Origin of the sequence: Pseudoalteromonas sp. A25 (assembly GCF_009176705.1) — a bacterium.
Classification (GTDB): domain Bacteria; phylum Pseudomonadota; class Gammaproteobacteria; order Enterobacterales; family Alteromonadaceae; genus Pseudoalteromonas.
In genome coordinates this window covers 652,359-676,558 of the sequence record NZ_AP021847.1, presented here as the reverse complement: position 1 = coordinate 676,558, position 24,200 = coordinate 652,359, and the positions used below count along the sequence as shown (strand labels likewise).

The 24,200-nt window shown below is 40.8% G+C and carries 19 protein-coding genes; 9 read left to right on the top strand and 10 right to left on the bottom strand.

What is annotated here, in order from left to right:
• Positions 1-4: 4 nt before the first annotated feature.
• Positions 5-1,255 carry a sensor histidine kinase gene (locus tag GDK41_RS19490; protein ID WP_152088138.1) on the top strand — a complete coding sequence of 417 codons (1,251 nt, stop codon included), beginning with the start codon at positions 5-7 and terminating at the stop codon, positions 1,253-1,255.
• A gap of 276 nt (positions 1,256-1,531) precedes the next feature.
• On the top strand, positions 1,532-3,340 hold the full coding sequence (locus GDK41_RS19485; RefSeq protein ID WP_152088137.1) for an ABC transporter transmembrane domain-containing protein: 1,809 nt from the start codon (positions 1,532-1,534) through the stop codon (positions 3,338-3,340).
• 103 nt (positions 3,341-3,443) lie between these two features.
• On the opposite strand, the gene GDK41_RS19480 is transcribed toward GDK41_RS19485, so the two are convergent.
• From GDK41_RS19480 to GDK41_RS19465, 4 genes are all read right to left on the bottom strand, one after another.
• Positions 3,444-6,512, bottom strand: a complete 3,069-nt coding sequence (locus GDK41_RS19480; protein ID WP_152088136.1) for a PAS domain-containing hybrid sensor histidine kinase/response regulator — start codon at positions 6,510-6,512, stop codon at positions 3,444-3,446.
• A 35-nt stretch (positions 6,513-6,547) separates the two neighbouring features.
• Positions 6,548-9,226 (bottom strand): ATP-binding protein, encoded by a 2,679-nt coding sequence (locus tag GDK41_RS19475; RefSeq protein ID WP_152088135.1) that lies wholly within the window; start codon positions 9,224-9,226, stop codon positions 6,548-6,550.
• A gap of 64 nt (positions 9,227-9,290) precedes the next feature.
• Entirely contained in the window at positions 9,291-10,346 is a 1,056-nt protein-coding gene (locus GDK41_RS19470; protein ID WP_232056590.1) for an HD domain-containing phosphohydrolase, read from the bottom strand.
• Positions 10,347-10,434: 88 nt separating this feature from the next.
• Complete coding sequence (locus GDK41_RS19465; RefSeq protein ID WP_232056589.1) at positions 10,435-11,547, bottom strand: response regulator; 1,113 nt, start codon at positions 11,545-11,547, stop codon at positions 10,435-10,437.
• Positions 11,548-11,749: 202 nt separating this feature from the next.
• Between GDK41_RS19465 and GDK41_RS19460 the strand changes: the two genes are divergently transcribed.
• On the top strand, positions 11,750-11,908 hold the full coding sequence (locus tag GDK41_RS19460; RefSeq protein ID WP_197739505.1) for an ATP-binding protein: 159 nt from the start codon (positions 11,750-11,752) through the stop codon (positions 11,906-11,908).
• A 24-nt stretch (positions 11,909-11,932) separates the two neighbouring features.
• Here GDK41_RS19460 and GDK41_RS19455 read toward each other — a convergent pair whose 3' ends face one another.
• The gene (locus GDK41_RS19455; protein ID WP_152088132.1) at positions 11,933-13,039 is read right to left on the bottom strand and encodes a porin; all 1,107 of its coding nucleotides are present in this window, start codon (positions 13,037-13,039) and stop codon (positions 11,933-11,935) included.
• 123 nt (positions 13,040-13,162) lie between these two features.
• A complete protein-coding gene (locus GDK41_RS19450; protein WP_232056588.1) occupies positions 13,163-14,242 on the bottom strand; it encodes a porin in 1,080 nt (359 codons plus the stop codon).
• A gap of 176 nt (positions 14,243-14,418) precedes the next feature.
• Between GDK41_RS19450 and GDK41_RS19445 the strand changes: the two genes are divergently transcribed.
• A complete protein-coding gene (locus GDK41_RS19445) occupies positions 14,419-16,302 on the top strand; it encodes a methyl-accepting chemotaxis protein (protein ID WP_152088130.1) in 1,884 nt (627 codons plus the stop codon).
• Positions 16,303-16,400: 98 nt separating this feature from the next.
• Complete coding sequence (locus GDK41_RS19440; RefSeq protein ID WP_232056587.1) at positions 16,401-17,204, top strand: substrate-binding periplasmic protein; 804 nt, start codon at positions 16,401-16,403, stop codon at positions 17,202-17,204.
• A 40-nt stretch (positions 17,205-17,244) separates the two neighbouring features.
• Here the strand turns inward: GDK41_RS19440 and GDK41_RS19435 are convergent, their stop codons facing one another.
• The 3 genes from GDK41_RS19435 to GDK41_RS19425 all read right to left on the bottom strand — a co-directional run bounded on the left by GDK41_RS19435 (position 17,245) and on the right by GDK41_RS19425 (position 18,944).
• A complete protein-coding gene (locus GDK41_RS19435) occupies positions 17,245-17,784 on the bottom strand; it encodes an isochorismatase family protein (RefSeq protein WP_152088129.1) in 540 nt (179 codons plus the stop codon).
• A 220-nt stretch (positions 17,785-18,004) separates the two neighbouring features.
• Positions 18,005-18,496, bottom strand: coding sequence for a winged helix-turn-helix domain-containing protein (locus tag GDK41_RS19430; RefSeq protein WP_152088128.1), 492 nt, complete (start codon positions 18,494-18,496; stop codon positions 18,005-18,007).
• Positions 18,497-18,668: 172 nt separating this feature from the next.
• The gene (locus tag GDK41_RS19425) at positions 18,669-18,944 is read right to left on the bottom strand and encodes a SelT/SelW/SelH family protein (RefSeq protein WP_152088127.1); all 276 of its coding nucleotides are present in this window, start codon (positions 18,942-18,944) and stop codon (positions 18,669-18,671) included.
• A gap of 145 nt (positions 18,945-19,089) precedes the next feature.
• On the opposite strand from GDK41_RS19425, the gene GDK41_RS19420 reads away from it, so the two are divergent.
• On the top strand, positions 19,090-19,602 hold the full coding sequence (locus GDK41_RS19420) for a DUF2141 domain-containing protein (RefSeq protein ID WP_152088126.1): 513 nt from the start codon (positions 19,090-19,092) through the stop codon (positions 19,600-19,602).
• 327 nt (positions 19,603-19,929) lie between these two features.
• Positions 19,930-20,103, top strand: coding sequence for a hypothetical protein (locus tag GDK41_RS20295; protein ID WP_172971687.1), 174 nt, complete (start codon positions 19,930-19,932; stop codon positions 20,101-20,103).
• A 90-nt stretch (positions 20,104-20,193) separates the two neighbouring features.
• On the opposite strand, the gene GDK41_RS19415 is transcribed toward GDK41_RS20295, so the two are convergent.
• A complete protein-coding gene (locus tag GDK41_RS19415; RefSeq protein WP_152088125.1) occupies positions 20,194-20,826 on the bottom strand; it encodes an arylesterase in 633 nt (210 codons plus the stop codon).
• Here GDK41_RS19415 and GDK41_RS19410 point away from each other — a divergent pair.
• The gene (locus GDK41_RS19410; protein WP_152088124.1) at positions 20,825-21,538 is read left to right on the top strand and encodes an ABC transporter ATP-binding protein; all 714 of its coding nucleotides are present in this window, start codon (positions 20,825-20,827) and stop codon (positions 21,536-21,538) included. The genes GDK41_RS19415 and GDK41_RS19410 overlap by 2 nt on opposite strands.
• Entirely contained in the window at positions 21,528-24,038 is a 2,511-nt protein-coding gene (locus GDK41_RS19405; RefSeq protein ID WP_152088123.1) for an ABC transporter permease, read from the top strand. Before GDK41_RS19410 ends, GDK41_RS19405 begins: the two co-directional genes overlap by 11 nt.
• The last annotated feature ends 162 nt before the right edge of the window (positions 24,039-24,200 follow it).

Sequence of the window (24,200 nt, the reverse complement as noted above, 5' to 3'; positions counted from 1 at the left end):
AAAGATGAAAATAACGCAGTTGCGCAATCGTATTGTTACCTATTTTGTGGGAAGTACTTTACTAACCAGTATTTTATTTGGATTAAGTAGTTTTTTCATTGCATATAATGTTGAAGATGAGTTTTTCTACGATTTGCTTAAAGATGAAGTGAAAGTCGTGCAAGCTCAAATATCACAGGGGCAGTCACCTAAACCCAGATTGAATTTTGTTCGTTATATACACAAGCAAGAGCAGTTACCTGCATCCGTATTAACACTATTACGTGAAGAGCCAAATCGACGAGAGTTTTCGGGAGAAAATGGTCAGCACTTTCATCTTTTATCGTTGCATGGCCAGCAAGGCTATTTGCTTGCAGAAGTCAGCGAGCACTTGGTAGTTCGTAAATTCACCGAAGGCATGGTGTATTTTTTACTTATTATTTTTGCGTTTGCATGCTTAATCGCCATCGTGATGGGGTTTGCGTCATATAAAATTTCTAAACGATTATTAAAGCCCCTTGATGACATTATGGAGATTTTAACGAATGCGCCGGTTGATAAGCTACCTCAAGGATTTGCGAGTAACTTTAATAATGACGAGATAGGCGCATTTGCGAAAACATTAGAATCAGCGTTGGCACGTATTCGAGCCTTTATTAATCGCGAACAATTGTTTACTCGAGATGTATCTCATGAACTCAGAACCCCTGTGACCATTAGCCAAGGTGCGCTCACGTTACTCAAACAAACAGAGCTAAACAAACAACAGACTTCTTTGGTGCAACGCATTGACTTGGCACAGCAGCAAATTGAGCAGAGTTTAAGCATTTTGTTAGCATTAGCGCGTGAAGATACGCTGGTACGTGGACAAAGCCGCCTTTTGTTAGCAATTGAACAAAGTGTTATTCAGCAGTACGAGCATTTAGCTGATAAGGACATTAAGTTAGCTATCAATGTTGATGCTCAGGTAGAAGTCCCCATAGCGCAAGCAAGCTTACTGATTTTGTTAAATAACCTACTCGGTAATGCCTTTAAATATACCACAAAAGGAAAAATCTCTATCTCTTATAGGGATAACACTTTATGTATTGAAGATACAGGTCAGGGGATCGGCAATGATCAGCAAATGCAGGTGTTTGAGGCGGGTGTTAAAGGCGAAAACAGCCAAGGGTTGGGTTTAGGTCTCAACATTGTAAAGCGCCTATGCGAAAAATTAGAATTACATTATCAACTAAGTAGCAGTGGCTCAGGCACTCGAGTTGAGATCACATTTTAACTTAATGGTCTTTATTGCCTGATAATAGAATTTGTACTCTATTTTGAACGGCTTAACTTGCGATTGCGCATTATCGAAATTGCGTCGTCATGATGTTGCACTGCGTAGCGAGATTTAGCGCTGAATGATATCCGTCTTAAAAACACTCTCTATGTTAAAGTAACCAATATAAACAATGCGTTACATTTTTGGCTTAGTTCAACCTTTCGCTGCACTATATTTGTTAAGCATAAACAGGCATGCTAGTGAGATGCTTGTTTAAGAGAAAACAATAATATGAGTGAACCTGAGTCTTTGTACACAACTAATGAGCGCGACACTAATCTTGTTGATGTTTCAAATAGTGAGGGGATCAAAAGTTTGCGTCCTATCGCTGCGTTTGTGAAGCCTTATAAAGTGATGGTGATATTGGCGCTTATTGCGCTGATAGTGACCGCAGCGGTCACTTTATCACTTGGACAAGGCGTTAAACTTGTGATTGATAGTGGTTTTGTTGCAAGCTCTAAGCCGCAATTGAATACCGCCGCAATGACTATGCTTGCGCTCATAATGTTATTGGCTATTGGTACTTTCTTCCGTTTTTACTTAATGAGCTGGTTGGGGGAACGTGTTGTTGCCGATTTGCGCAGAGCTGTATTAGAAAAAATTGTGTTTTTACACCCTAATTATTTTGAAGAAAACCGCAGTGGCGAGATCACATCAAGATTGACCACTGACACCAGTTTGTTGCAATCCATCATAGGCTCTTCTTTTTCTATGGCACTACGTAGTTCTTTAACACTACTTGGTGGCTTAATCATGTTATTTGTTACTAACTTAAAACTGTCGCTCATTGTGATTGCATTTGTCCCTTTGGTGCTTTTTCCGATGTTTGCATTTGGTAAAAAAGTCAGAAAGCTTGCCAGTAGCAGCCAAGATGCGATTGCTGATATTGGCACCTATGCCGGAGAAATTATTCAAAACATCAAGGTGGTACAGAGCTATACGCAGGAGCAAGCTGAATGTAAGGCGTTTAATAAGGAAGTTGAGTCTGCTTTTGTGGTTGCTAAAGCAAGGATCAAGCATCGCGCATTGCTGATAGCTATCGCTATTTTTGTTATTTTCAGCGCAATTACAGTGATGTTGTGGGTTGGAGGGAGTGATGTTATTGCTGGGCAAATAACGGCGGGGGAGCTTGCTGCGTTTGTATTTTATGCCGTAATGGTTGCTATGTCGGTGGCAACCATTGCTGAAGTCTATTCTGAGTTACAAAGAGCCGCAGGGGCAGCACAAAGGCTATTACAATTATTAGACATAAAGAGCGACCTGCACAGTGCGGTGAGTTGTCAAAAGCTTGATATTGCTAAAGGCATCAGCATTGATATTAAGCAGCTTTCATTTAGTTACCCATCAAGACCTTCTCAATTGGCGCTGAATAAGGTGAACTTGACCATAAACCAAGGAGAAGTTGTTGCAGTTGTTGGGCCCTCTGGAGCCGGTAAAAGCACGTTGTTTGAAATGCTGCAACGATTTTATGACCCTCAAAGCGGTGCTATTTTAATTAACGATATTGATATTCGAGCACTTTCTTTGAAACAGTTAAGGGGGCTGATGGGGTTAGTACCTCAAAACCCTGTGTTGTTCAGTGCCGATGTTATGCATAACATTCGCTATGGTAACCCATGTGCAAGCGATGAAGAGGTAAAAAACGCAGCTAAAAAAGCGCATGCGCATGAGTTTATTGAAGCATTGCCTGATGGCTATCAGAGCTTTTTAGGAGAACAAGGTGTTAGGCTTTCTGGAGGCCAAAAACAGCGCATTGCGATTGCCCGTGCTATTTTGAAAGACCCGAGTATTTTACTCTTGGATGAGGCGACGAGTGCCCTAGACTCTGAAAGTGAATATCATGTGCAAGCGGCACTGATAGAGCTTATGAAAAGCCGTACAACTTTGATTATTGCTCACAGGTTATCGACTGTAAAACATGCTGATAACATCATTGTGATGGACAATGGCAAGGTGGTTAATCAAGGTGATCATCAGTCACTTATCAAGTCGGATCCGCTCTACCAGCGTTTATGTCAGTTGCAGTTTGAGCTTGATTGAACAGCAGATACATATATATGTTAGATATCCAATGAGGAAGCGCAGACTGACCAAGCTCCAAGTTTGGTCAGCTGCTTTCAACTCGTCGCGATACTTTGGCACTTCAATGCTTTGGCTGCTTGTCAAATAGACTACTGAAAAGGGTGGTTAGTTCATTTAATTCAATGGGTTTGGTTATATAGTCACTAAAACCAAGGTCTTTTGCTTTTTCTTTATCGGTAGCCATCGCATTGGCAGAAATACCCACGATGGCAATATTCTTAGTGCACTCATCTTGTTTGAGTTTCTCAAATACCTCATAGCCAGAAATATCCGGTAAGTTAATATCTAGAAGAATTAAGCTAGGAGTGAGTTTTTTTGCGGCTGCAACCCCACTTAAGCCATCAATGGCTTCATGGTAGTTAATGTTCTCAAAGCGTTTAATTAATCGTGTCATCAGCTTTCTGTTAGTCGCGTTATCTTCAATGTATAACACTGTGTGAACATCGTTTTCATTAGGAACTTCTTCTCGGGCAAGGGGAATGGTGAAGGTTACAGTGGTTCCTTCGCCCTCGATACTATTTATACTGATCTCGCCATTCATGGCTTCTATGAACTCCTTGGCTATAGTCAACCCTATACCAATACCTTGCTCTGCTGAGTATTCATCGACACCTCGTTCAAATGGTTCGAATATATTTTTTAATCGGTCACTCGATATGCCTTTCCCTGTGTCTTTGATTCGGGTATGAATACAGTCATGCATTTTATCGAGCTTTATGGTGATTTGCGCGTTTTCGTCGCTATAGCGGATCGCATTGTCGATGATGTTAGTGATTACTTGCTTTAATTTTGAGTAATCGCCTTTGACGTAATATTGGTGCTTTTCATCAAATGAAATTGAAATATGCTTTCGGTTGGCTGCTGGTAATAATTGACTGATAGAATCTTGTAGGCTTTCATTGAGCAGCACTTCTTCGATACTCAGAGATACGTCCCCAGTTTCAATCGAGGCAATTTGTAAAATTTCATTGACCATCAGCGTTAAGTCTTTACCAGCAGTTGATATTTCTTTAAGGCTATCAGCTTGGTTATCGGTAAGATCTTCTTCTTCGAGTAGTTGGGTAAAGCCTATTATCGCGTTAAGCGGTGTACGAAGTTCATGGCTCATGCGAGATAAAAACTTTGATTTTGCTCTGTTTGCAGATTGTGCTTGAATGGTTGCTGCTTCGAGCTCGCTGGTTCTTTGTTGAACTTGTTCTTCTAAGTCGAGACGGTATTGAGTTAATGCGGTTTCATATTTTTTCTGTTCTGTAATGTCGCGTACGATACCAGTGAACATTTTTTTGTCACCAACAAGCATTTCGCTTACAGCCAGCGACATTGAAAACACCGAGCCATCTTTTCGTCGTCCAAGCACTTCGCGACCAGAGCCGATCACCTTTTTGATGCCTGTTGTCATATAATTCACTAGATATTGATCATGCTCTTGCTGATAGGGTGAAGGCATAAGCATTTTAATATTATGACCAATAACTTCACCCTCCTTGTAGCCAAATATTTTCTCAGCTGCGGGGTTAAAGCTATCAACAATTCCTTTTTCGTTGATTGTGATAATTCCATCTATAACGGTTTCAATAATTGCTTTGATCCTTGCAACTTGATCGTTCAGTAGTGATTTCTGTTCAACTATATCCGATATATCACGCACGATACCGGTAAACATACGCTGACCATTTACATTCATTTCGCTTACAGCCAAAGACATTGAAAAAACACTACCGTCTTTGCGCTTGCCAAGTACCTCTCGGCCTGATCCAATCACCTTTTTTTCGCCACTAGTTATGTAATTTACTAGATATTGGTCATGCTCTTGTTGATAAGGCGCAGGCATGAGCATTTTGATATTTTTGCCTATTACCTCGCTTTCTTTATAGCCAAAAATCTTCTCGGCAGCGGGATTAAAGCTATCGATTATGCCTTTTTCATTAATCGCAATGATGCCATCAATCACTGTTTCAATTATGGCCTTTATTCGTGATACTTGGTCGTTTAGCAGTGATTTTTGCTCTGCAATGTCTGAGATATCTCTAACTATGCCAGTAAACATGCGTTGGCCATCAACACTCATTTCACTAATCGACAACTCCATGGGAAACAATGCACCATCTGCTTTTTGTCCTAGCACTTCGCGCCCAGAGCCAATGACTTTTGCATCTCCAGTTGTAAGGTAATTATTTATATAGCTATCGTGCTCGCCTTGATAGGGATCGGGCATTAGCATTTTGACGTTTTGGCCAATCACTTGTTCAGCTTTGTAACCAAAAATTCTCTCTGCAGCTGGGTTAAATGTTTCAACGATACCTGAGCTATCAATCGTGATAATGCCATCTATTACAGTATTAATAACGGCTGACAGCCTTGAGAACTGTGACTGTAGCTGTGCAGAGAGATCATCCATCTGGGAAGATTCTTGAGTGGTCGTGTTAGTTTTATTGGTCGATTTTTTATTGTTAATAATTGACTCTGTTATATGAAAAATATCATCGCGAACACTGATAAGTGAAAAGCCAGGGGGTTTGTCAAAGTGTTTCGACACTGCTTTTTTTAAGTTGCGCATTCTAAATTTTAAGTAGGCAATAATTAGCAGAATAAGAGAGATGGTTATGAGTAGCCAATTACCTACATAGATAAGATGGCTACCAGAAGCCTGTGGTAGAGGAATACGTCTTACTTGTAGATAGTAATAGCACTGCGCCTGCAGATTACAAAAGTTTAGTGTGCCAACTAGGTGTTGTTTTGTTTGGTGTATGTGTGGTGTCAAATGCGTTAGTTCTGTTAGATAGTCAAGCTGAATAGGCTCATTGACAATAGGCTCTTTAGGGGGTTGCTCATATGCGTTTATTAACAATTCTTGAGGCAGTAAGTACTCTGTCACCTTACTTTGAGTTTGCTCGGTACGAGCCGTCTGCCATATAATAAAAGTATGCTTGGGGTCGCTATGTTGCGCAGCAACGAGTTGCTTAAAATGGTTTAATTCTTTTTGTATCAGTGATATTTGCGCTTCTTTAGTGCTAGGTTCTGAGGTCTGCGCTAGAGGAGAGTTTTGAACAACAATAAAAAGTGTGCATAGAAGAGTACTTGATATTACTGCAATTACGTAAGGGTAAGGAATAGATTCAAACCATTTCATATATATTCTCTGACTTTGCAAGGTATGTTAGCATGTTACTGTACCGCCCTTTTAGGAAGTTGAATTGTGAAGGTACTGCCTAAGCCATACTTACTCTCTACCAAAAGTTCACCATTCATTAATTTCATCAGTTTCTGGGTTAATGTAAGTCCAATACCAGTGCCTTCAGTTTCTGAGCGCTCAGCTCCAAGGCGGTTAAACGGTTCAAATAACTTTTCTATATCGCTTTGCCTGATACCTTGCCCTGTATCGCATACCGAAATAGTGCAATGAGTGGAAGTTTGTTCAGTGCTTATAGTAATGCTTCCATAATCACGGTTATACTTAACAGCGTTTGATAACACATTGATCAGAACTTGTTTTAGCCTCAATGGATCGCATATTGCACTGACACTTTCTATACCTGCAACGTTTAATGTAAGCCCTTTTTTAGCACAGTCAGACTCTATCAGCTTTATGCATTCATTCAGTGTTTTTGAAATGTCATGTTGTCGGTTATCCACTTTAAACTTACCGGCTTCTACTTTCGATAAATCTAATATTTCATTGATTAGGTTAAGTAAGTGTCGGCTGGCTTTAAGTATTTCGGTGACGTCCTCAGCATCATCTGTACAGAGGTTTTCGGAAGATTCAAGCAATTGCCCAAACCCCAGTATAGCGTTCAAAGGGGTTCTAAGTTCATGGCTCATATTGGATAAAAACTCAGATTTTGCTTGGTTAGCACGGTCAGCTTCATCTTTGGCTTGAATGAGTTTTTCTTCATTTTTTAATCGGACCATTTCTAATGAGACGCGATCGGCAAATACAGCGAGTAGCGATTTTATATATTCGCAATTGTATAGCTTATTACTGCTCATTAAGCCGATATAGCCTAGTATATCGCCTCCGATAGTGGCTAAAGGGACGGCAATGTAGGCTTCTATTTTTTGCTGAACTAGCCATTCATCTTCAGGAAACGACAAATAGGCTTTTTCTTTGTAAAAGCAAACACCTCCATTTTTTATTTTTTCACATGGTGTCGCTCTTAGTTCATATTCATAGTTGTCGATAACTTCTCCTTGATGTGCAAGAGAAATTGTTTTGAGCATGCCAGGCTTTTCACTGGGAACAGCAATAAAGCTCGTGGTTGCGCCAGTGGCTATAGTTAAACCCATGGTGGTTTCTTCAAAGAACTCAGTCCCTATGGTAGTTGAAGTACTGATCACCATAGCCTGTAGAGCCTGTTGGAGCATTTTATTAGTTGTAATGTCGGTTCTAATTGAGACATATTGATAGGGCCGCCCGTCTTTGCCTATCATAGGAGTTATAGTCGAATTAACCCAATAAAGGCCGCCACTTTTTTGTTTATTACAAATATCGCCTCGCCAGACTTGACCACTTTTTATTGTTCGCCAAATATCTTTATAAAATGAGTCATCATGTAAGTCTGATTTGATCAAACGATGGTTTTGACCCATGAGCTCTTCTCTTGTATAGCCACTGATCCTGCAAAAATAGTCATTTACATAGATAATATCGCCTCTGTGATCGGTAATACTGACGATGGCATGAGAGTTGATGGCTAAATGTTCTTTATCGCGCTCGTAGACTTCTTTTTGTAAGTTTTCTTTTAATGCTTTTTTTAAACGATGCCTTCTTGCTCTTACCAAAATAGAGCCACAAAAGTGTTCTTGCTCTACAGGCTTTAGTAGAAAGTCATCAGCACCGGTTTTTAAAGCATAGAGTTGGGCTGTGTAATCCGTGTCTGACGAAATAAATACGATTGGAACGTCTACAAATTGTGGTTGCTCTCTTAAAATAGTTGATAACTCTGGGCCAATAATATTTGGCATATGGTAATCAAGAATGATGACATCAGGTTCTAAACTATGTAACTGCTCCAATACTTTTAATGGGTTATCAAATGCATAGACCTCAAACTCATGTTCGGTTAGTAGATCAGTGTACAAGTGCAGAAATGATTTACTGTCATCTACAATAAGTACTTTGTACGGCGCCCCTTTTTTTGCATCTGACAATGAGTTGACGATTGACGTGATATAAACTTCATGGTTTGGAATGCGAATGTAACGGTCAACACCGGCCCTTAAGGCTTTAAGTCTAAACTGCATATCGATGGGCTTTGACATTAACAGCAACAGCGTATCGTGCGGGAGCATTCTTTTTATTTCGGAGATACTGTTAATAATTGCCTGTTCTTCTAGTGGCGAATTCCACTTAAAGATAACCATAATTGGCATTTCAGTATCTTGATTTGCATGTAAGTATCCAGAGAGCCTTTGGATATCCTTAAGGATATGGCAATCAAAGCCAGACGTCTCTAATATCCCCACCAATTTTGTGCCTTCATTATGCAGGCTATCAACAATCAAGATCTTTTCATTTAGTACTCGATTAGTTTGCTCCATGACTTCTACACGCATGCTATTTGAGAACATATGGTTTTGAGACAATATGTGGCATATATCCTCAATGCTTGTTTTTAGCTTTGCTGTATTGTGTTCATTGGGTTGTTGTGTATAGTCAGATAGATGGTTTACCAGTTCGTAACTTAAGTATGATTCGGGGTATATGCCACTACCTCTTTGGTCATCACATCGCTCATCGATGAGCTTATAAACTCGGTTTATAAGCTCAAGTGCAACGTTTTCTTGCTCAGCTAATTGCTCTTTTAGCAACGTTAACTTGTGGAGTAAATTTTGTTCAATATACATTTAATTTTACCCCTGTTGATAAAAAGAATCGAAAGCAAGTGAGTTGAAGCATTTATTGAACATACTATTGGTCTTGAAATTGATTTTTAATATTGATTATTTCTTCAATATTATTCACAAAAATTTCGACCAGCCTTGGCTCGAAGTGGCGGCCACTTTGCTCTTGAATATAGCCTATTGCTTTATCTGCCTGCCAGGCGTCTTTATATGGCCTTACGGAAGTTAATGCATCAAAAACATCAGCGATAGCAGCAATTCTTCCTTCAATCGGAATTTGTTCGTTTTTTAACCCGCTGGGGTACCCAGAACCGTCCCACTTTTCGTGATGACATAGAGCTATATTTTTAGCCATTATCATTAAGTCGGATGTATCACCAGAGAGTAATTCTCCCCCTATTTGCGCATGTTTTTTCATGACTTCCCATTGTTCTGGATCTAAGGGGCCTGGTTTTAACAATACAGAATCAGGAATACCAATTTTGCCAATATCATGCATTGGGCTGGCGTGTAACAAAAGTTCACATTGGTAGTCAGACCAACCAAGCTTTCTCGCCAATAACATGCACATGTGGCTCATTCGCAAAATATGATTACCTGTTTCTTCATCTTTATATTCAGCTGCCATACCCAGTCTTTGCACCACACTTAAGCGGGTGTCATGAAGCTCTTTGGTCCTTAAATCGACCATTTTTTCAAGTACTTGCGCTTGGTCGTTGAGCATTTTATGGGCAAGGTGTGCGTCTAACAAATTTTGCACGCGCATTAAAAGCTCATTTTTTTCAAATGGTTTTGTCACATAGTCTCTTGCGCCTTTTTGCAGAGCTTTGAGTGTGCTTTCTAAACACTGCTGGGCTGAAATCACAACTATCGGTGGCACTAGTGTTTGCTCAAGAGCAAACAGTGCGTCCATCACTTCAAAGCCGTCTAAATGAGGCATGTTGATATCAAGTAATATCAAGTCGGGTTGTAAGTCTAAGTAGGTCGAAACAGCGTCTCTTGAGTCACTCAAAAGGTGGATGTGCTTGTACCCTTTGGCGCTAAGCAGCCTATCTAAAAGTTTTAGGTTTGTTGGGTTGTCATCTATTGCAAGGATAACTGAGTTGTTGCGTATCTCTTTCACTATGATATCGACCTGTGTCTTGGTTAAATGGTAACCGCATTGTCCTTAGCCTGGTACAAGGACAGTTCTAATTTACTTTTACTGCTCATTACTCGACGGCTTTCAGTCGCTCTGTGATGCTTTTTAACTTGTCCTCGAGTACAAAAGACAGCCCCAGTGTTTCTGCTACGACTTCTTTCGTTTCATCTACGAGTCCCATTAATTCAGACTCTTGTTCTTCATCAAGCCCCAAGGTGATTATTTTTAATTGAACGGCCTGTGATAAATCGTTAACCAGCTTGCTGATTTGTTCATCTTGACTTAGGCATAGACTTTTAATGGTACTAAAGTCATCAGTAAGTTGATTTTTTAAGCTGTTAATTGCTTTTTGTCGGATGCTTCTTTTTTCAATTTGTTCTTCAATAAAGTCTATTCGGCTGTCAACAATAGTAAGTAAGATAGCGAAGTTATCCCTGAGTCGACCGATTACTTCATCATCATTGAAGTGAATACCTTTGACTAGCATGGAGCAAGCATGAGAATTGAAAAGTAAATTTGAGCCAAACGGCACGATGCGCTTGGCGCTGCGACCAAGTTCTAATATTTCTCGTTCTAAATCGGAAATTGTTTCTTTGGGGTATTGATAGTATTCATTTGCAACTCTGAATTCGACACAACATTTTACTCCTGCATTGGCGTAATACTGTTTAATGTTGCCAAAAAGAATCTCTAAATCAGTAACCTCCAAGTTGTCAGTAAAAAAGGTAACTAGCTCACCTAGTTCACTAGCTTGCTGCATTGAAGTGAACGCGGTATTCGAGGCCATTTCATACATATCTTTAAGGCCATCACGCTCTGACTGACGCAGTTCAACGCGGCGTAATTTTTCTCGTAGTTCTTGAAAATCAACAGGTTTGGCAATGTAATCGTCACCGCCACTGCCATAAGCGTTGAGTTTATCCTCGCTAGAGGTAAGAGCAGAGATAAATATAATTTCACAATTATTGTATGCGCTGTTCGCTCGAATTTCTTTAACCAGATCATAGCCGGTATAATCAGTTCCAAGCATGATGTCCATAAGAACAACTTGTGGCTGGTGCGTTTCCATTAGTGCAAGTATCGGTTCGCTGCCATCAGACGAAGTAATTTCGTACTGTTTGCTAAGTGCTTTCTCAAGAACAGCCCTGTTTTGAGGGTTATCGTCAACAGACAATATTTTCACACGCTTTCCTAGATTAGATTTTTACGCCTGTATCTAAAAGTAGCTAAGGAAACGGAGCCAAGCAAATAACCCAAACAGCTTTTGTTTTACAAAGGGCTCTCCAGGTTTTTGAATTACACAACTTGTTAATGATACCTGTACATAGTTTTTTGTAACTGAAAGGGCTGAGCAATACATCAGGTTATTTAACCTCAGCTGTTGTGTGCGCTTTTGGCGCAAACAGCAATCTTCTCTCACTGGTAGTGGCCTAGGTTTGGCCATTGTTAAAGAGGTTGTTGAGCAGCACCAAGCTCATTTAGAAGTGATAGGAAGAAATGAGTATGGTGGTGCTACGTTCAAAGTGCATTTTGCAGCTCAGTGAACTTAGTAAAAGCAGTGATGCATATTATTTAACCTCTAAGCGGTGTCTAAAATCATAGCGCAGTCCAACAGCAAGCGCATTGATATCTGGTTGATTGTCGAAGTCTTTGTTCAAGTACTCTATATGCACTCGCAGTGGTGGGCTAGGTTGCCATTCTAGCGTGAGTGCATATCCAGTATATGCTTGATTCCGAATGTCGGAATATGGAAAATCATTGTCAAAAGCAATCGCTCTTGTTTTTAGTTTGTATTGCTTGGCAAGTTGATACGACAAAGATAGGTCGAGTGTAAAGCCGTTTCTATCAGTCGTCTCAAGGTAACGCTGATAATGTTTAGCTTGATAAAATAACGCACCATACAGGCGAGGATTAAATTTATAAACAAAAGTGCCCACCCATACATTGTCTTGACCAAGCCACTGGGCTTTACTGTAATGTTCTTTACTTAAAAAACTAATGCCTGTGTGTAAGTCATTGTTATCGTAGCTCACACCAATATTGACTAGATCACTTTGGTTATCATTGCCTGCACCATTAAATTTAGCGCCTGCTATCAAAGTAAATGGTTCTTGCTGGTAGCGATAAGTGAGCAAGTTATCTATAAAAAAGTCGGTATCTGGTGGGTAGGTCAAAGGGTTGCTCGAGTAGTTAAACATCTCTATATAGTCGGCGATAAACTGATAAGCTATAGAACGCTGCTTTCCAATTGCTACACGGCCAAAAGGAGAGGTAATGGCTGTATAGGCGCGTCTCGCACTGACGATACTATTATTATTTGCCGTATCAAATCGCCACTCCCCATGTAATTGCGCACTCCACTTTTTAGCAAACGGGTGTATCGCTTTAAAACCGACATAAGATAAAGAATCTCGCACATACCAGTGACTGCCCGCGTGTTTGTTCTGCACGCCAAAAGTAGGCCTGATGGTGGCGTAACTGAACAAGATTGTATGGTCTTGTGTGGGTTGCTGCGAACGCTGCTTTTCAAGTATTGCCGTTTGCACTGTGGTAGGCGATTTATGTTGCATATTTAGATGTTGCTTCAGTTGTGTGATCTTGTTTTGAAGCGCTTGAATTTCAGCCCATGAAACGCTCTGTTCATTAGCGATGGCTTTAAAGTTGCTCAATGTCAATAACAGAAGCACTTTAACGTGTATACATGAGCCCAATTGCACACCCCTTTTATCTTATAATCGCCTTTGCGTGCATACTGTCAAAAACGCCGCGCTCTGGCATTACGCCACAACGGTTGTAACTTAATATTGCCATTGCTGTTTGTAGTCGTACCGAAAGCCTACTGAGATAGATTGCATGTCATCTTGATGTTCAAACGACTTATTTAAATACTCTAGGTGGACCCGCAGCGGACGAGTTGGTAGCCACTCTAAAGTGATATTATATCCATCAAAGCTATGGTTATTGGGATCTGTGCTGGCGTAACCGTCATCAAACTCGAAAATGCCAGTTTTTAATTTGTAATGTTTGGCCAGTTGGTAAGCGAATGATAAGTCGAAGGTATGCCCATTGCGGGATAACGTATTTTGGTTACGTTCGTAGTCTTTGCCCTGATAAGAAAGTGCACCATATAACCGTTTGGTAAACTGGTATGCCAAGGATCCTGCCCAAATACGGTTCTGTCCAAGCTGCTCGGTGCTGTCATAGATGTCGTTTTGTTGATATGTCAACGCCGCATGCAGCCCATCGGCATCATAGCTTAGGCCGGCATTGAACAAGTCGGTTTGTTTATCGCCTTTTGAGCCATCAAACTGACCCACAGCGACAAAGGTAAGCGGGCCTGAGTCAAAGCGGTAGCTTAGTAGATTATCTACGAAGAAAATGCTCTCTGGGTCATATGCAAACGGGCTACTAGAGTGATTAAAAATATCAACATACTCTGCGATAAATAAATACTGAGCTGGCCTTTGTTTACCAATGCCAAATCGACCATAGGGGGTGGAGATGGCTGTGTATGCTCGTCGAGATTTACCAAAATTTCCTTCATTGGCAAGGTCAATTCCCCACTCGCCATGCAGTTGTGCCGACCAACCTGGTTTAAACTCATGACTTACCTTAAAGCCAGCGTGTGACAAGGCATCACGAACATCCCAATTGCTTTGTGCTTGGTTATCAATGAGCCCAAATGTCGGTCGAATGGTTGCATAAGCATCTACTTGGGTCGTTTCATCGGAGACTGGAGGCTTTTTAGTTTGCTGTGGTTTGAGCGAAGCAGGCTCGCTGCGTGATGTGCTTGTCGCTGAGGTTGTATTACTACTTTGTGCTAAAAATCTTGCTTTTAATTCGGCAAGCTGGGCTTCTAAAGCTTCAATGTCAGCCATTGTGACTGTTCGTTCTGTAGCGTTTACTGCTGGGCTGGCAAACGTGCATACAACTGTAATTAAGACAATAAAATAGCTATGAGTAAGTCGCATAGTCTTGATTTTTGATAGTTGCTAATCATCGAATTATAGTCAACACTTTTTAAATTCGGTTGATTTTTGCTCAGGCGGCTAAAATGCAGATCCGTACAAAATTCTCAGTGACCTCTGCGATAGTGATTTTATTGATCATCTCCGTGACTACCATATCTACTTATTGGTTTGTTAGCGATTCGGTTCGTGCAAAAACACAAGCATATGTCAGTGACAGTGCGCAACTGTTGGCTATCAGTATCGATAACTGGCTGACTATTAAAGCAAATCAGGTCAACGTTATAAGAAGCCAATTAGAGCAAGAGTTTAGCGTTGATAAGTTTAATGAGAAAATAAACACGCCGTTTTTGAAGCGAGAGTTTCTGCTTACTTTTGGCACTTTAGCGAACGAATCACAGCTACGCTCTAATGATCCAAATAGGCAAAATCCTCCCAACGTAGACTTTCGACAAAGAGGGTGGTACCAACTCGGAAAAAATGAACAAAAAACCGTTTTTACGAGTCCTTATGCGGATGCTGCCACGGGGGAATTATTGCTTTCCGTTGTTTCACCAATTAATGCAAATGGAAAATTGCAGGGGGTGATTGGTGGTGATTTGAGCCTGGATGTGATTGCTAAAAGTGTCAATGCGGTTAACTTTGACAATACAGGCTATGCGTTTTTAGTGGGGGGCGATGGCAAAATCATTACCCACCAAAACCCTCAATTTAATGGTGAAGACATTGATAGTATTGACGCAAATCTATCTATTTCGCAAGTGGGACAGTTAAATGAAGTGAACACCAAAGAGGGGACTAAGCTTTTTTATCTACATAAACTGGCCAATCAGTATGGTACGGATTGGTATTTGGCTATATTAATTGATAAATCTCTAGCCTATGAAACCTTGTTCGATATTACGCTTAACTCGTTCATTATTGCCGTAATAGCTGTTGCGCTTGGCGTTGTGTGTGTTAGAGCATTAGCCCTACACCTACTTAAACCGTTAAAAGATTTAGAGCAAGCTATTACTGAAATTGCCAGCGGCGGTGGGGATTTAACTCAGTGTTTAAACATTGTAAATGAGGATGAGTGTGGCGTTGTTGCCCAACAATTTAATTTATTTTTAGCCTCTTTGCGTCGCTTGGTGGCCAGTGTTAAAGAGCGTGCAGATGAAGTTGTAAGCAGTAGTGACTCCGCTAAACAGTTATCTAGCGATTCTATGAAAAAACTAGACGAGCAGGTTATGCTGATAGACAGCTTAGCTACTGCGATGCACCAAATGAGCACCACATCCACAGAAATAGCTGGCAATGCACAACAGGCTGCAAGCTCTATAACGCAAGTTAATGATAAAACCTTAGAGGGACAACATGTTTTCTTGCAGGCTAAGGAGCACATAACCGCATTAGCACAAGATATCGATCAATCTCATGTGCTAAGTACGCAATTAGCTGAATATAGCCAGAGCATTGAGAACATTCTTTCGGTTATTAATGGTATTGCTGAGCAGACTAATTTATTGGCGCTGAACGCCGCAATTGAAGCCGCTCGTGCTGGTGAGCAAGGACGAGGGTTTGCAGTGGTCGCTGATGAAGTGCGCTCCTTGGCGTCAAAAACACAAGAGTCGACGACAGAAATAAAGTCTATGATCGATCAAATTCAAGCTTCTTCGAGTCAAGTGCAGCAATCAATGGGCAGTAGCCGAGATAAAACGCAATTATGTGTAGAGCAAACCGAGCATGCAACTGACATGCTTAATGAGATCACAGAATCTGTTAAAGAGTTAATGGACCGCAATATTCAAATTGCAACTGCGATTGAACAGCAAAGTGTTGTGATTGAAGAAATTAATAAGAACACAAACCATATAAATGATATTAGTGTTGAGGTGGGGAGTTTTGCTGATAAACAATATTGTGCCAGTGATAAACTGGCCGAGCATGCACATGAGCAAGAAGCGCTGTTATCTAAATTTACTGTATAGGTAAATAAGAGAAGGCCAATAATGAGCTACACTGCGGGTTAGGTATTGGTGTTTGGTAGTATCGAAAGACTGATGAGAGGCAATATGTGAATATCAGCGTGACGAAAGCAGTAATTTTTTGCTCCCTTAAGCTTGTAATTTGGGTGTTGTATACAAGTGCTTTTTCGAATGTATATGCACAACCACAACACCGTGTGACAATTCTCGTTGATGAGAGTTACCCGCCGTACACATACGTGAATAATGGCGAGCCTGCTGGCATCTATGTTGACTTGGTTAAGCAAGCAGCGAGGTTGATGGATGATAAATATATAATTGAACTTCATCCTGTTCCTTGGAAAAGAGGGGTAGCTGCGCTTGAACATGGTGATGCCTTTGCGCTCATGCCGCCCTACAAACATATAAAACGCAGACCTTTTATTTGGCCCTATTCGGTTCCTCTGCTTGAGGAAGTTGTGGTTGCCTTTTGCAATACGGGTATATCGTTGGCAAACATCGAAACAAAAGATACCACTGTCAACCCAATCAATGTTGGATTAAATGCTGGGTACATGATCTTAGACGATGTGCTCGACCAAGCCAGCAAGCAGGGCAAAATCAAGCTTTGGGAAAATAAAGACACTTATTCTAATGTCATAAAGTTGGCTAAAAAGCGTATTGATTGCTACGTCAACGATAGATTATCTACGTTACTTGGTTTGAGAAATGTTAAACGTTTGCATCCGGAATTGGAGCTCAGCACCATCGTTGAAGACCGAGTTGTGCTGCGCCGAACCGCACATATTGGTTATGTAAAAGATTCACTGAATAAATACCCTTTTAAACATGATTTTATACAAAAAATGGATGAAGCCTTGCAAGCGGTACTTGATAGCCAAGCGGTTGAGCTTGCAAACGAATGAGAAGTTCACTCCTAATTTAGCCAGCTTGGCATTGGTCGTGCTATTTGATTAAATTTAATATTGTTTTGAATTTTGGGTGCTGGGAGTCTCTAAGTAGTTCGTATAGGCACATTTCTACGTTACTAATTTGCGCGCCAAGTTGCTGTAACTTCGTCAATGCCAGTGTTTTATGTGCTAAGTTTCGAGATGAAATTGCGTCTTCGATCAGTACGATACCTAAGTTTTGGCTGAGCAGATCACAAGCGGTTTGGTAAACGCAAATATGTGCTTCAATACCACAAAGTATCCAGTGTTGCTTGTTCTCATTGGTCAGTCGTTGTACAAACGCTGAATTTGCATAACCACTAAATGTTGTTTTGGTAATAGCTTTGCCAGGTTGCAGTAGCTGTGCTATTTCAGGTGTCGTTGCGCCCAGTTTGTCTGGTGTTTGTTCTAGCCAAATAACTGGTATCTCAAGCGCCTTGCAGCCGAGGATAAGTGCTTGAGTTTGAGCGATAAGGTCTTTACTGTGAGCAACCGTTTTGGCGAGCTTTCCTTGTATATCGATGACCAACAATCCACAATTTTCTGCTCTCAGCATAGCTTTCCTTACAATTCCTTGAGCTTCACTTACACAGTGAGAGTTAAACTAATACCAATTTTATTATACATTGATCATTCTAGCGAGCTAAATAACTCACTAACTGCGTTAAATATTTCTCATGTAGAATAACTACATAGAAAAATATTTGCCTTGTTACTAAGCCATTTATCTGTCGCAATATCTGATCACCAATTTAATGCAATTGGTATAAAAGTTATCAAACTAAAAAATAAACTGCTGCTATTAATACCAAAGCCGCAGCAACGGTTATAGGTAAAATAGCCTTATTTTTAGCTACACTTTTGCTGATTTCGGCTACCGGCTCTTCTGTAGAGGGAGGAGTGAGTGTATCTACCTGCTCTGAGACCTCATCCAGTTGAGTTGTGGGTGCTTCTGTGGGTGTGCTGTTTTCAGTGACAAGGGTGAGAGGCAATTGCCATTGATAGCCTTTGCGAGAAAATGTTTTAATGGCATCGTCTCCAAAAAGCGCTCGTAAGTGACCAATGCTTTGAAAGACCACTTGATTTGTTACTGTTCGACCTGGCCAAACGGCTTCTAAAATTTCGTCTTTACTGTGAATACGCTCTGACTCCATTAGAAGTAGGGCAAGCAATTTGGCTGGTTTTTCGTTGAGCGAGAACACTTTACCATTGTTGGTAAGTACGAGACTTTCACAATCGAATTCAAAATGGCTAAAACTGAATTTCATTTTTATTATTTAATCCAATAGATGGATGTACCTTTTTTATCTTGTTATATCAGCAAATCACTTCTATTGCAAAATAGCGGTGAATGTATATTTAATTTAGGCTGTTTAATTGAGCAGGTTAAGTTTAATTAAATTAACTAAATGTTATTTAATAATCAATCACTATCGGGACTTAGCTATCAATATGACCTAGGTTACGGCTGGGGTCGAGCTTATCCCTAACCCTGCGTTTTAATATTTTTGCCTCAGGAAAGCCACCATCGCTTTCTCTGCACCAAATTAACTCGTCATCGTAAAATATTTTAAATACACCTTTTGAGGCTGGCACGAGCGAGACTTGCTGTAGTTCACTAGAAAATGTGCTTAAGAGTTCTTGCGCTAACCAGCCGCTGCGCAAGAGCCATTGACATAAAACGCAATAATGTATCGAGATACAAGGTTTACTCATTATTAAAACTCGGATAAGTAAGGAATCAGTTGAGTATGTGTCATCAGTCTACACATTTTTACAAAAAGAGCGTATCTAAATAGTATTTATTGCCGCATTTGGCTGCTAAATTGGACAGACAATAAACATTTATAAGGAAGTAGAGATGCATAAAAAGGCAGTGGCGTTGGTGGCTACAGTGCTTTTAAGTGCTTGTCAGTCAACAAGTTCGCAAAGTGTTAACACCTTGATTGGTGAGCCAACTAGACTGGTAGTAAAAATCAGTAATGTTGACAGTGAACAAGGGCAATTACTCGTCATGGTTTATGATAATAGTGCTGATTATCACGCAGACTTAAATATTAACGATCCGCAAGCGAACTTCTTTGCTAAAAAAATAGTACCTCCGCAAAACCCCTTTACTCCTGTGGTTTTTGACAACTTGCCCGCGGGTAGATACGCCATTAATGTTATTCATGATAAAGATAGCGATGGGGAGCTTGATCGAATGGTTTTCCCTTTTTTAGGCATGCCAAGTGAGCCTTATGCGTTATCAAACAATATTTATAATCATTTTAGTAAAGGAGATTTTGATGATGCGCTGGTTGAAATACGCTCTCCTAGTCATCAAATAGAGTTAAGCTTGAGTACTCACCTGTCTAAAGTAACGGGATTGTAGTAACAAGCAAAAGCTGGCGCGCAAAGGATGTTTTACTAGAAGTGTGATTTACTGCTTGTAATGAAGTTGAAATTAGAGGTATACTTCATCGCTTAGCCATGCTCTTTGTTGTAGGAGCCGCTAGTAATGTCCTTTCTTACCCTGATCCAGTAAGCCAGCATTAAAAAATGAAAGCTGAATTATTGTACGGCGACCGAATAGCCAGCAACCCTTGTTGGAACTTGTCTTAAAAAAGACCTTTATCATTGGGAATATCGTCAAAACTGTAGTGAAGCTTGTATATTAAAAAAGCCAGATAATTACTGGCATTAAAATTGTGAGTTTTCTATGTCATATGAATATAACGGATCTCTGATCCAAATTGCGCAGCCTGTGCTGTCAATATCAGTCAATAAAAGCAATGTTATTTTTGCAGATAAAACCGGTTCAAAAAATACCCGTTTCTCAACTGCAAGTGAAGCAAGAAGCTTTATTAGATGGCTGACACAAATAACGGCATAATATGCCATTGTAACCAGCTCCGTCATTGATAAAATGATAGAGCTGGATAATCCTTTTCAATACTACTTCCCTATCTCTTTTTAACTCTCTCTAATTGCCTTGGGTTTTTTGCAGCCAAACGTCAATTTCCTTTTCCATAAAGTCTCTAATTAAAGGTTGTGCATCAGTGTTTGGATGCAAGTTATCTTCTTGCATTAGCTCAGGCTTCACTGCTATCGGTATCATAAAATAAGGCATCAGGTACGCGCCGGTTTTATTACTGACTTGCTCATAGCTTTTAGTAAACATTGTGGTGTAACGAGGCCCCAAGTTAGGAGGAATATGGATCTCCATTAGAGCTACATGAGCACCCGCTTGCTGACTTTTAGTGACGAGTTCTGTAAGGTGTTTTTTTAGTAATTTTACCGGAAACCCTCGAATGCCATCATTGCCACCTAACTCAATAAGCACATGACTCGGTTTATGCGCGTTCAGCCATGCGTCGACTTTTAATAAAGCATTATCTGTCGTTTGCCCGCTTATCGCAGTATTAATTAATTCGATCGGTTTTTGGTTTGCATCGTATTTATTTTGTAACAAATTAACCCACGCTTGTGCTTGTTCAACACCATAGCCTGCGCTTAAGCTATCTCCAATAATCATGATTTTGTCTTTAGCAAGACTGCAAATAGGCTGAAGCACAAGCGTCAAACAAACTAAAAATTTTAGGAAGAAACGTGTCATGTCAGTACTTTCTCAGTTAAATATCATTAATGTCACTGGGCTTACAAAATCTGTAAATACCCTAGAAGGCGAGCTCACTATCCTCAGTGATATCAATTTTTCTGTCAAGTCGGGGGAGTCTGTTGCGATTGTTGGTGCGTCTGGTTCTGGCAAATCAACCCTACTTAGTTTGCTGGCGGGGCTAGATGTTGCAAGCGATGGTGACGTAAGTATCGATGGTGAAAAATTAAGTGAATTAGGCGAAGAAGCTCGTGCGCAATTGCGAGCTAAAAAAGTGGGGTTTGTGTTTCAATCTTTTATGTTGGTGCAAAGCTTAACCGCTTTGGAAAATGTGATGCTACCAGCAGAGCTTGCTGGTGACAGCAATGCGAAGCAGCAAGCGCTTGAGTTACTTGAAAAGGTTGGTTTATCGCATCGTTTAGACCACTATCCCTCGCAATTATCGGGGGGCGAGCAGCAACGTGTTGCAATTGCACGAGCATTCATTGGCTCACCAAAGTTGCTGTTTGCAGATGAGCCTTCGGCAAATTTGGACAGTAAAAACGGCCATCTTGTTGAGAAACTTTTATTTGATTTAAATAAGCAAAACGGTACCACCCTGATTTTAGTGACTCATGATGAACAGCTAGCCAAGCAATGCGATAGGATCATTCATATCGAAGCAGGAAGACTAGAAACGATCCGTGATGGAGCTGCTGCGTATGTGGGTTAAATTAGCATTTAAATTGTTTAGTAGGGAGTTTCGCAGAGGCGAGCTTACTATCATTTTTGCAGCAATCGCATTGGCTGTACTTACTGTTTTTAGCTTATCGTCTGTTACGCAACGAATTGGATTGAATATTGAGCAAAAAACCAGTGACTTTATTGCCGCTGATAGACGCTTGTCTAGTAACCATGCATTTGAGCCGCATATTCTAGCCAAAGGAAGCGAGTATGGCCTTGAAACGGCAAAAATGCTGTACTTTGATTCTATGTTGTTTGCCAATGATGAACTTGTTTTGGGGTCGGTAAAAGCGGTATCCCCTGAGTATCCTTTGCGTGGTCAAGTTACGCTAAAAGATAGCTTGAATAGCGCTCCTTACGAGGTAAGAGGAGCACCTGAAAAGGGAAACATTTGGTTAAGCGAAGGGCTGTTTTATAGTCTTGGCTTGAAAGTAGGGGATAAAGTGGAGCTTGGTGCTGGCCTTTTTCATGTCGAGAAAGTACTGGTAAATGAGCCTGATGCGCCGTTTTTCTCCCTTGCAGGTAATCGTAGGGTCTTGCTGAGTTATGATGATATTGAAGCAACCAAGGCGGTTCAGCCCGGTAGCCGAGTCTTTCACAGGCTTTTATTTGCGGGAGAAGAGCAGCAACTTACTGATTTTTATACGTGGCTCAAGCCTAATCTCAAAGCCAATCAGTCTTGGCAAGGGATCAAAGATAGACAGTCACCTCTAGGGGATAACCTGGCGCGCGCCGAGCGCTTTTTATTACTTGCAGGATTATTTGGGATTATGCTTGCGGCAGTAGCAATGGCCGTATCAGCAAAACGGTATTGTGAGCGACAATATGATCCGGTTGCAATGATGAAAACGCTCGGTGGCAGTCGTCGTGTTATTCGCAATATTTATTTATTACATCTGAGTCTGGTTACGGGCTTTTCAATTGCGGTTGGATTGTTAATAGGTTTTGCTCTGCAGCATGTTGGGGCAGAGTACTTAGCTAAATTTATGGGCGCAGAATTACCGGCTGCGGGCGCTAGGCCTTGGTTACTGTCAGTGTTTATCGGAGTAGTCTGTGCATTGATGTTTTCATTAAAGCCGTTGTTAGACTTGTTCGATATTCCACCGCTGCGAGTACTTCGTCGCAATCTGGGTGATAAGCTGGCATTAAGCCGCATTCATATGAGTTTATCACTTGTCACCATATTTTTATTGATGTGGATGTTTAGCCAACAGCTGCTTACAACAGTGATTTTGTTTGGCTCTACATTATTGGTAATTGCGGTATTATTTGCCCTTTCAAGGCTTATTTTTAGTGCGGGTCGAAAGCTAGGCTTAAGCCCAGGGTCAAGTTGGTCATTAGCTATTGCTACTTTGCAAAAACGTGCGAATGCTAATGCGATTCAGCTCATTAGTTTTGCGCTAGCAATTAAGCTAATGCTGTTTTTAGTGGTACTGAAAAACGATTTGATATCTGATTGGCAAACACAAGTTCCTGAAGATGCGCCAAATATGTTTTTGATCAATATCGGTCAAAATGAAGTTCAACCGCTAGGGGAGTTTTTTGCACAGAACAATATTCTCCATGAAGATTTCTTTCCTGTTTTTAATGCGCGTGTAGATGCAATCAATGGTGAAGAGTTGGCGCGTCGGGTGTCTCGACAAGAAGGAGAAGAGCAAGGGGAAGGGGAGCGTGAAGGCGTTAATCGTGAACCGAACTTAACTTGGCTAACAGACTTACCAGACGGTAATGAAATTACGTCAGGCGAATGGTTTGATAGCAATAGTGGCAACGAGCAAATAGAAGTGTCTGTGTTTGAAGGTTGGCAAGAGCGCTTAGGTTTGAAACTTGGTGATACAATTAGCTTTTTAGTTAATGAGCAACGCTTTGATGCCGTTGTTACCAGCTTTAGAAGCGTCGACTGGGGCACACTAAAGCCTAACTTTGTGATGATCTTAAGTCCTAACATGGCGGGTAAGATCCCTGTTACATATTTTAGTGCCGCTAAATTAGATGAAACCCACACTCAGGCTATAAGTCGTATGCTACAGCGTTACCCAACGATCAGCATGATTGATATTAAAAGCCGTTTAGAGCAAGCACAGTCAATCATTGCCCAAGTATCCTTGGCAATCGGTTTTGTGCTTGGGATCGTGCTTGTGAGTGGGGCTTTGGTTTTAGTCTCTCAAGTACAAGCCAGCCTTGCCGAGCGGATGCAAGAAGTTGTTATTTTGCGTACATTAGGTGCAAAAGGCCGGTTGATTAAATTAGCAACGTTGTATGAGTTTTTGTTGTTAGGTGCAACTGCAGGTTTAGTCGCTGCACTGGTTAGCGATGTCACTTTATTGGTCATTCAGCAGCAATTGTTTGACGTTGATGGAAAGATGCACCCATACGTTTGGATACTAGGCCCAGCTACTGGCGCTGGGTTTGTCGCGATGATTGGCTACTTAATGGTCGCAAATACGATGCGACAAAATACCCAAGGCTTGTTGCGCAAACTGAGTTAACGTTGTTATAAAAAGTCTCTATTCAAAGCCCTTTTTACTAAGGGCTTTGTTTTTCTCAAGCAAAAATCTTCGCTAAGTTTACCCAAGTCCTACATTATCTTCGCAAAGCGTATTGAAAGCACAGAATATTTTAAGGCTTTATTACGTACCAAGCGAAAATCA

What these genes read in the sequence shown, in the direction of transcription:
- GDK41_RS19490 (WP_152088138.1), top strand. Translation starts at nt 5, where the DNA reads ATGAAAATAACGCAGTTGCGCAATCGTATTGTTACCTATTTTGTGGGA.
- GDK41_RS19485 (WP_152088137.1), top strand. Translation starts at nt 1,532, where the DNA reads ATGAGTGAACCTGAGTCTTTGTACACAACTAATGAGCGCGACACTAAT.
- GDK41_RS19480 (WP_152088136.1), bottom strand. Translation starts at nt 6,512, where the DNA reads ATGAAATGGTTTGAATCTATTCCTTACCCTTACGTAATTGCAGTAATA.
- GDK41_RS19475 (WP_152088135.1), bottom strand. Translation starts at nt 9,226, where the DNA reads ATGTATATTGAACAAAATTTACTCCACAAGTTAACGTTGCTAAAAGAG.
- GDK41_RS19450 (WP_232056588.1), bottom strand. Translation starts at nt 14,242, where the DNA reads ATGGCTGACATTGAAGCTTTAGAAGCCCAGCTTGCCGAATTAAAAGCA.
- GDK41_RS19445 (WP_152088130.1), top strand. Translation starts at nt 14,419, where the DNA reads ATGCAGATCCGTACAAAATTCTCAGTGACCTCTGCGATAGTGATTTTA.
- GDK41_RS19435 (WP_152088129.1), bottom strand. Translation starts at nt 17,784, where the DNA reads ATGCTGAGAGCAGAAAATTGTGGATTGTTGGTCATCGATATACAAGGA.
- GDK41_RS19430 (WP_152088128.1), bottom strand. Translation starts at nt 18,496, where the DNA reads ATGAAATTCAGTTTTAGCCATTTTGAATTCGATTGTGAAAGTCTCGTA.
- GDK41_RS19425 (WP_152088127.1), bottom strand. Translation starts at nt 18,944, where the DNA reads ATGAGTAAACCTTGTATCTCGATACATTATTGCGTTTTATGTCAATGG.
- GDK41_RS19420 (WP_152088126.1), top strand. Translation starts at nt 19,090, where the DNA reads ATGCATAAAAAGGCAGTGGCGTTGGTGGCTACAGTGCTTTTAAGTGCT.
- GDK41_RS20295 (WP_172971687.1), top strand. Translation starts at nt 19,930, where the DNA reads ATGTCATATGAATATAACGGATCTCTGATCCAAATTGCGCAGCCTGTG.
- GDK41_RS19410 (WP_152088124.1), top strand. Translation starts at nt 20,825, where the DNA reads ATGTCAGTACTTTCTCAGTTAAATATCATTAATGTCACTGGGCTTACA.
- GDK41_RS19415 (WP_152088125.1), bottom strand. Translation starts at nt 20,826, where the DNA reads ATGACACGTTTCTTCCTAAAATTTTTAGTTTGTTTGACGCTTGTGCTT.
- GDK41_RS19405 (WP_152088123.1), top strand. Translation starts at nt 21,528, where the DNA reads ATGTGGGTTAAATTAGCATTTAAATTGTTTAGTAGGGAGTTTCGCAGA.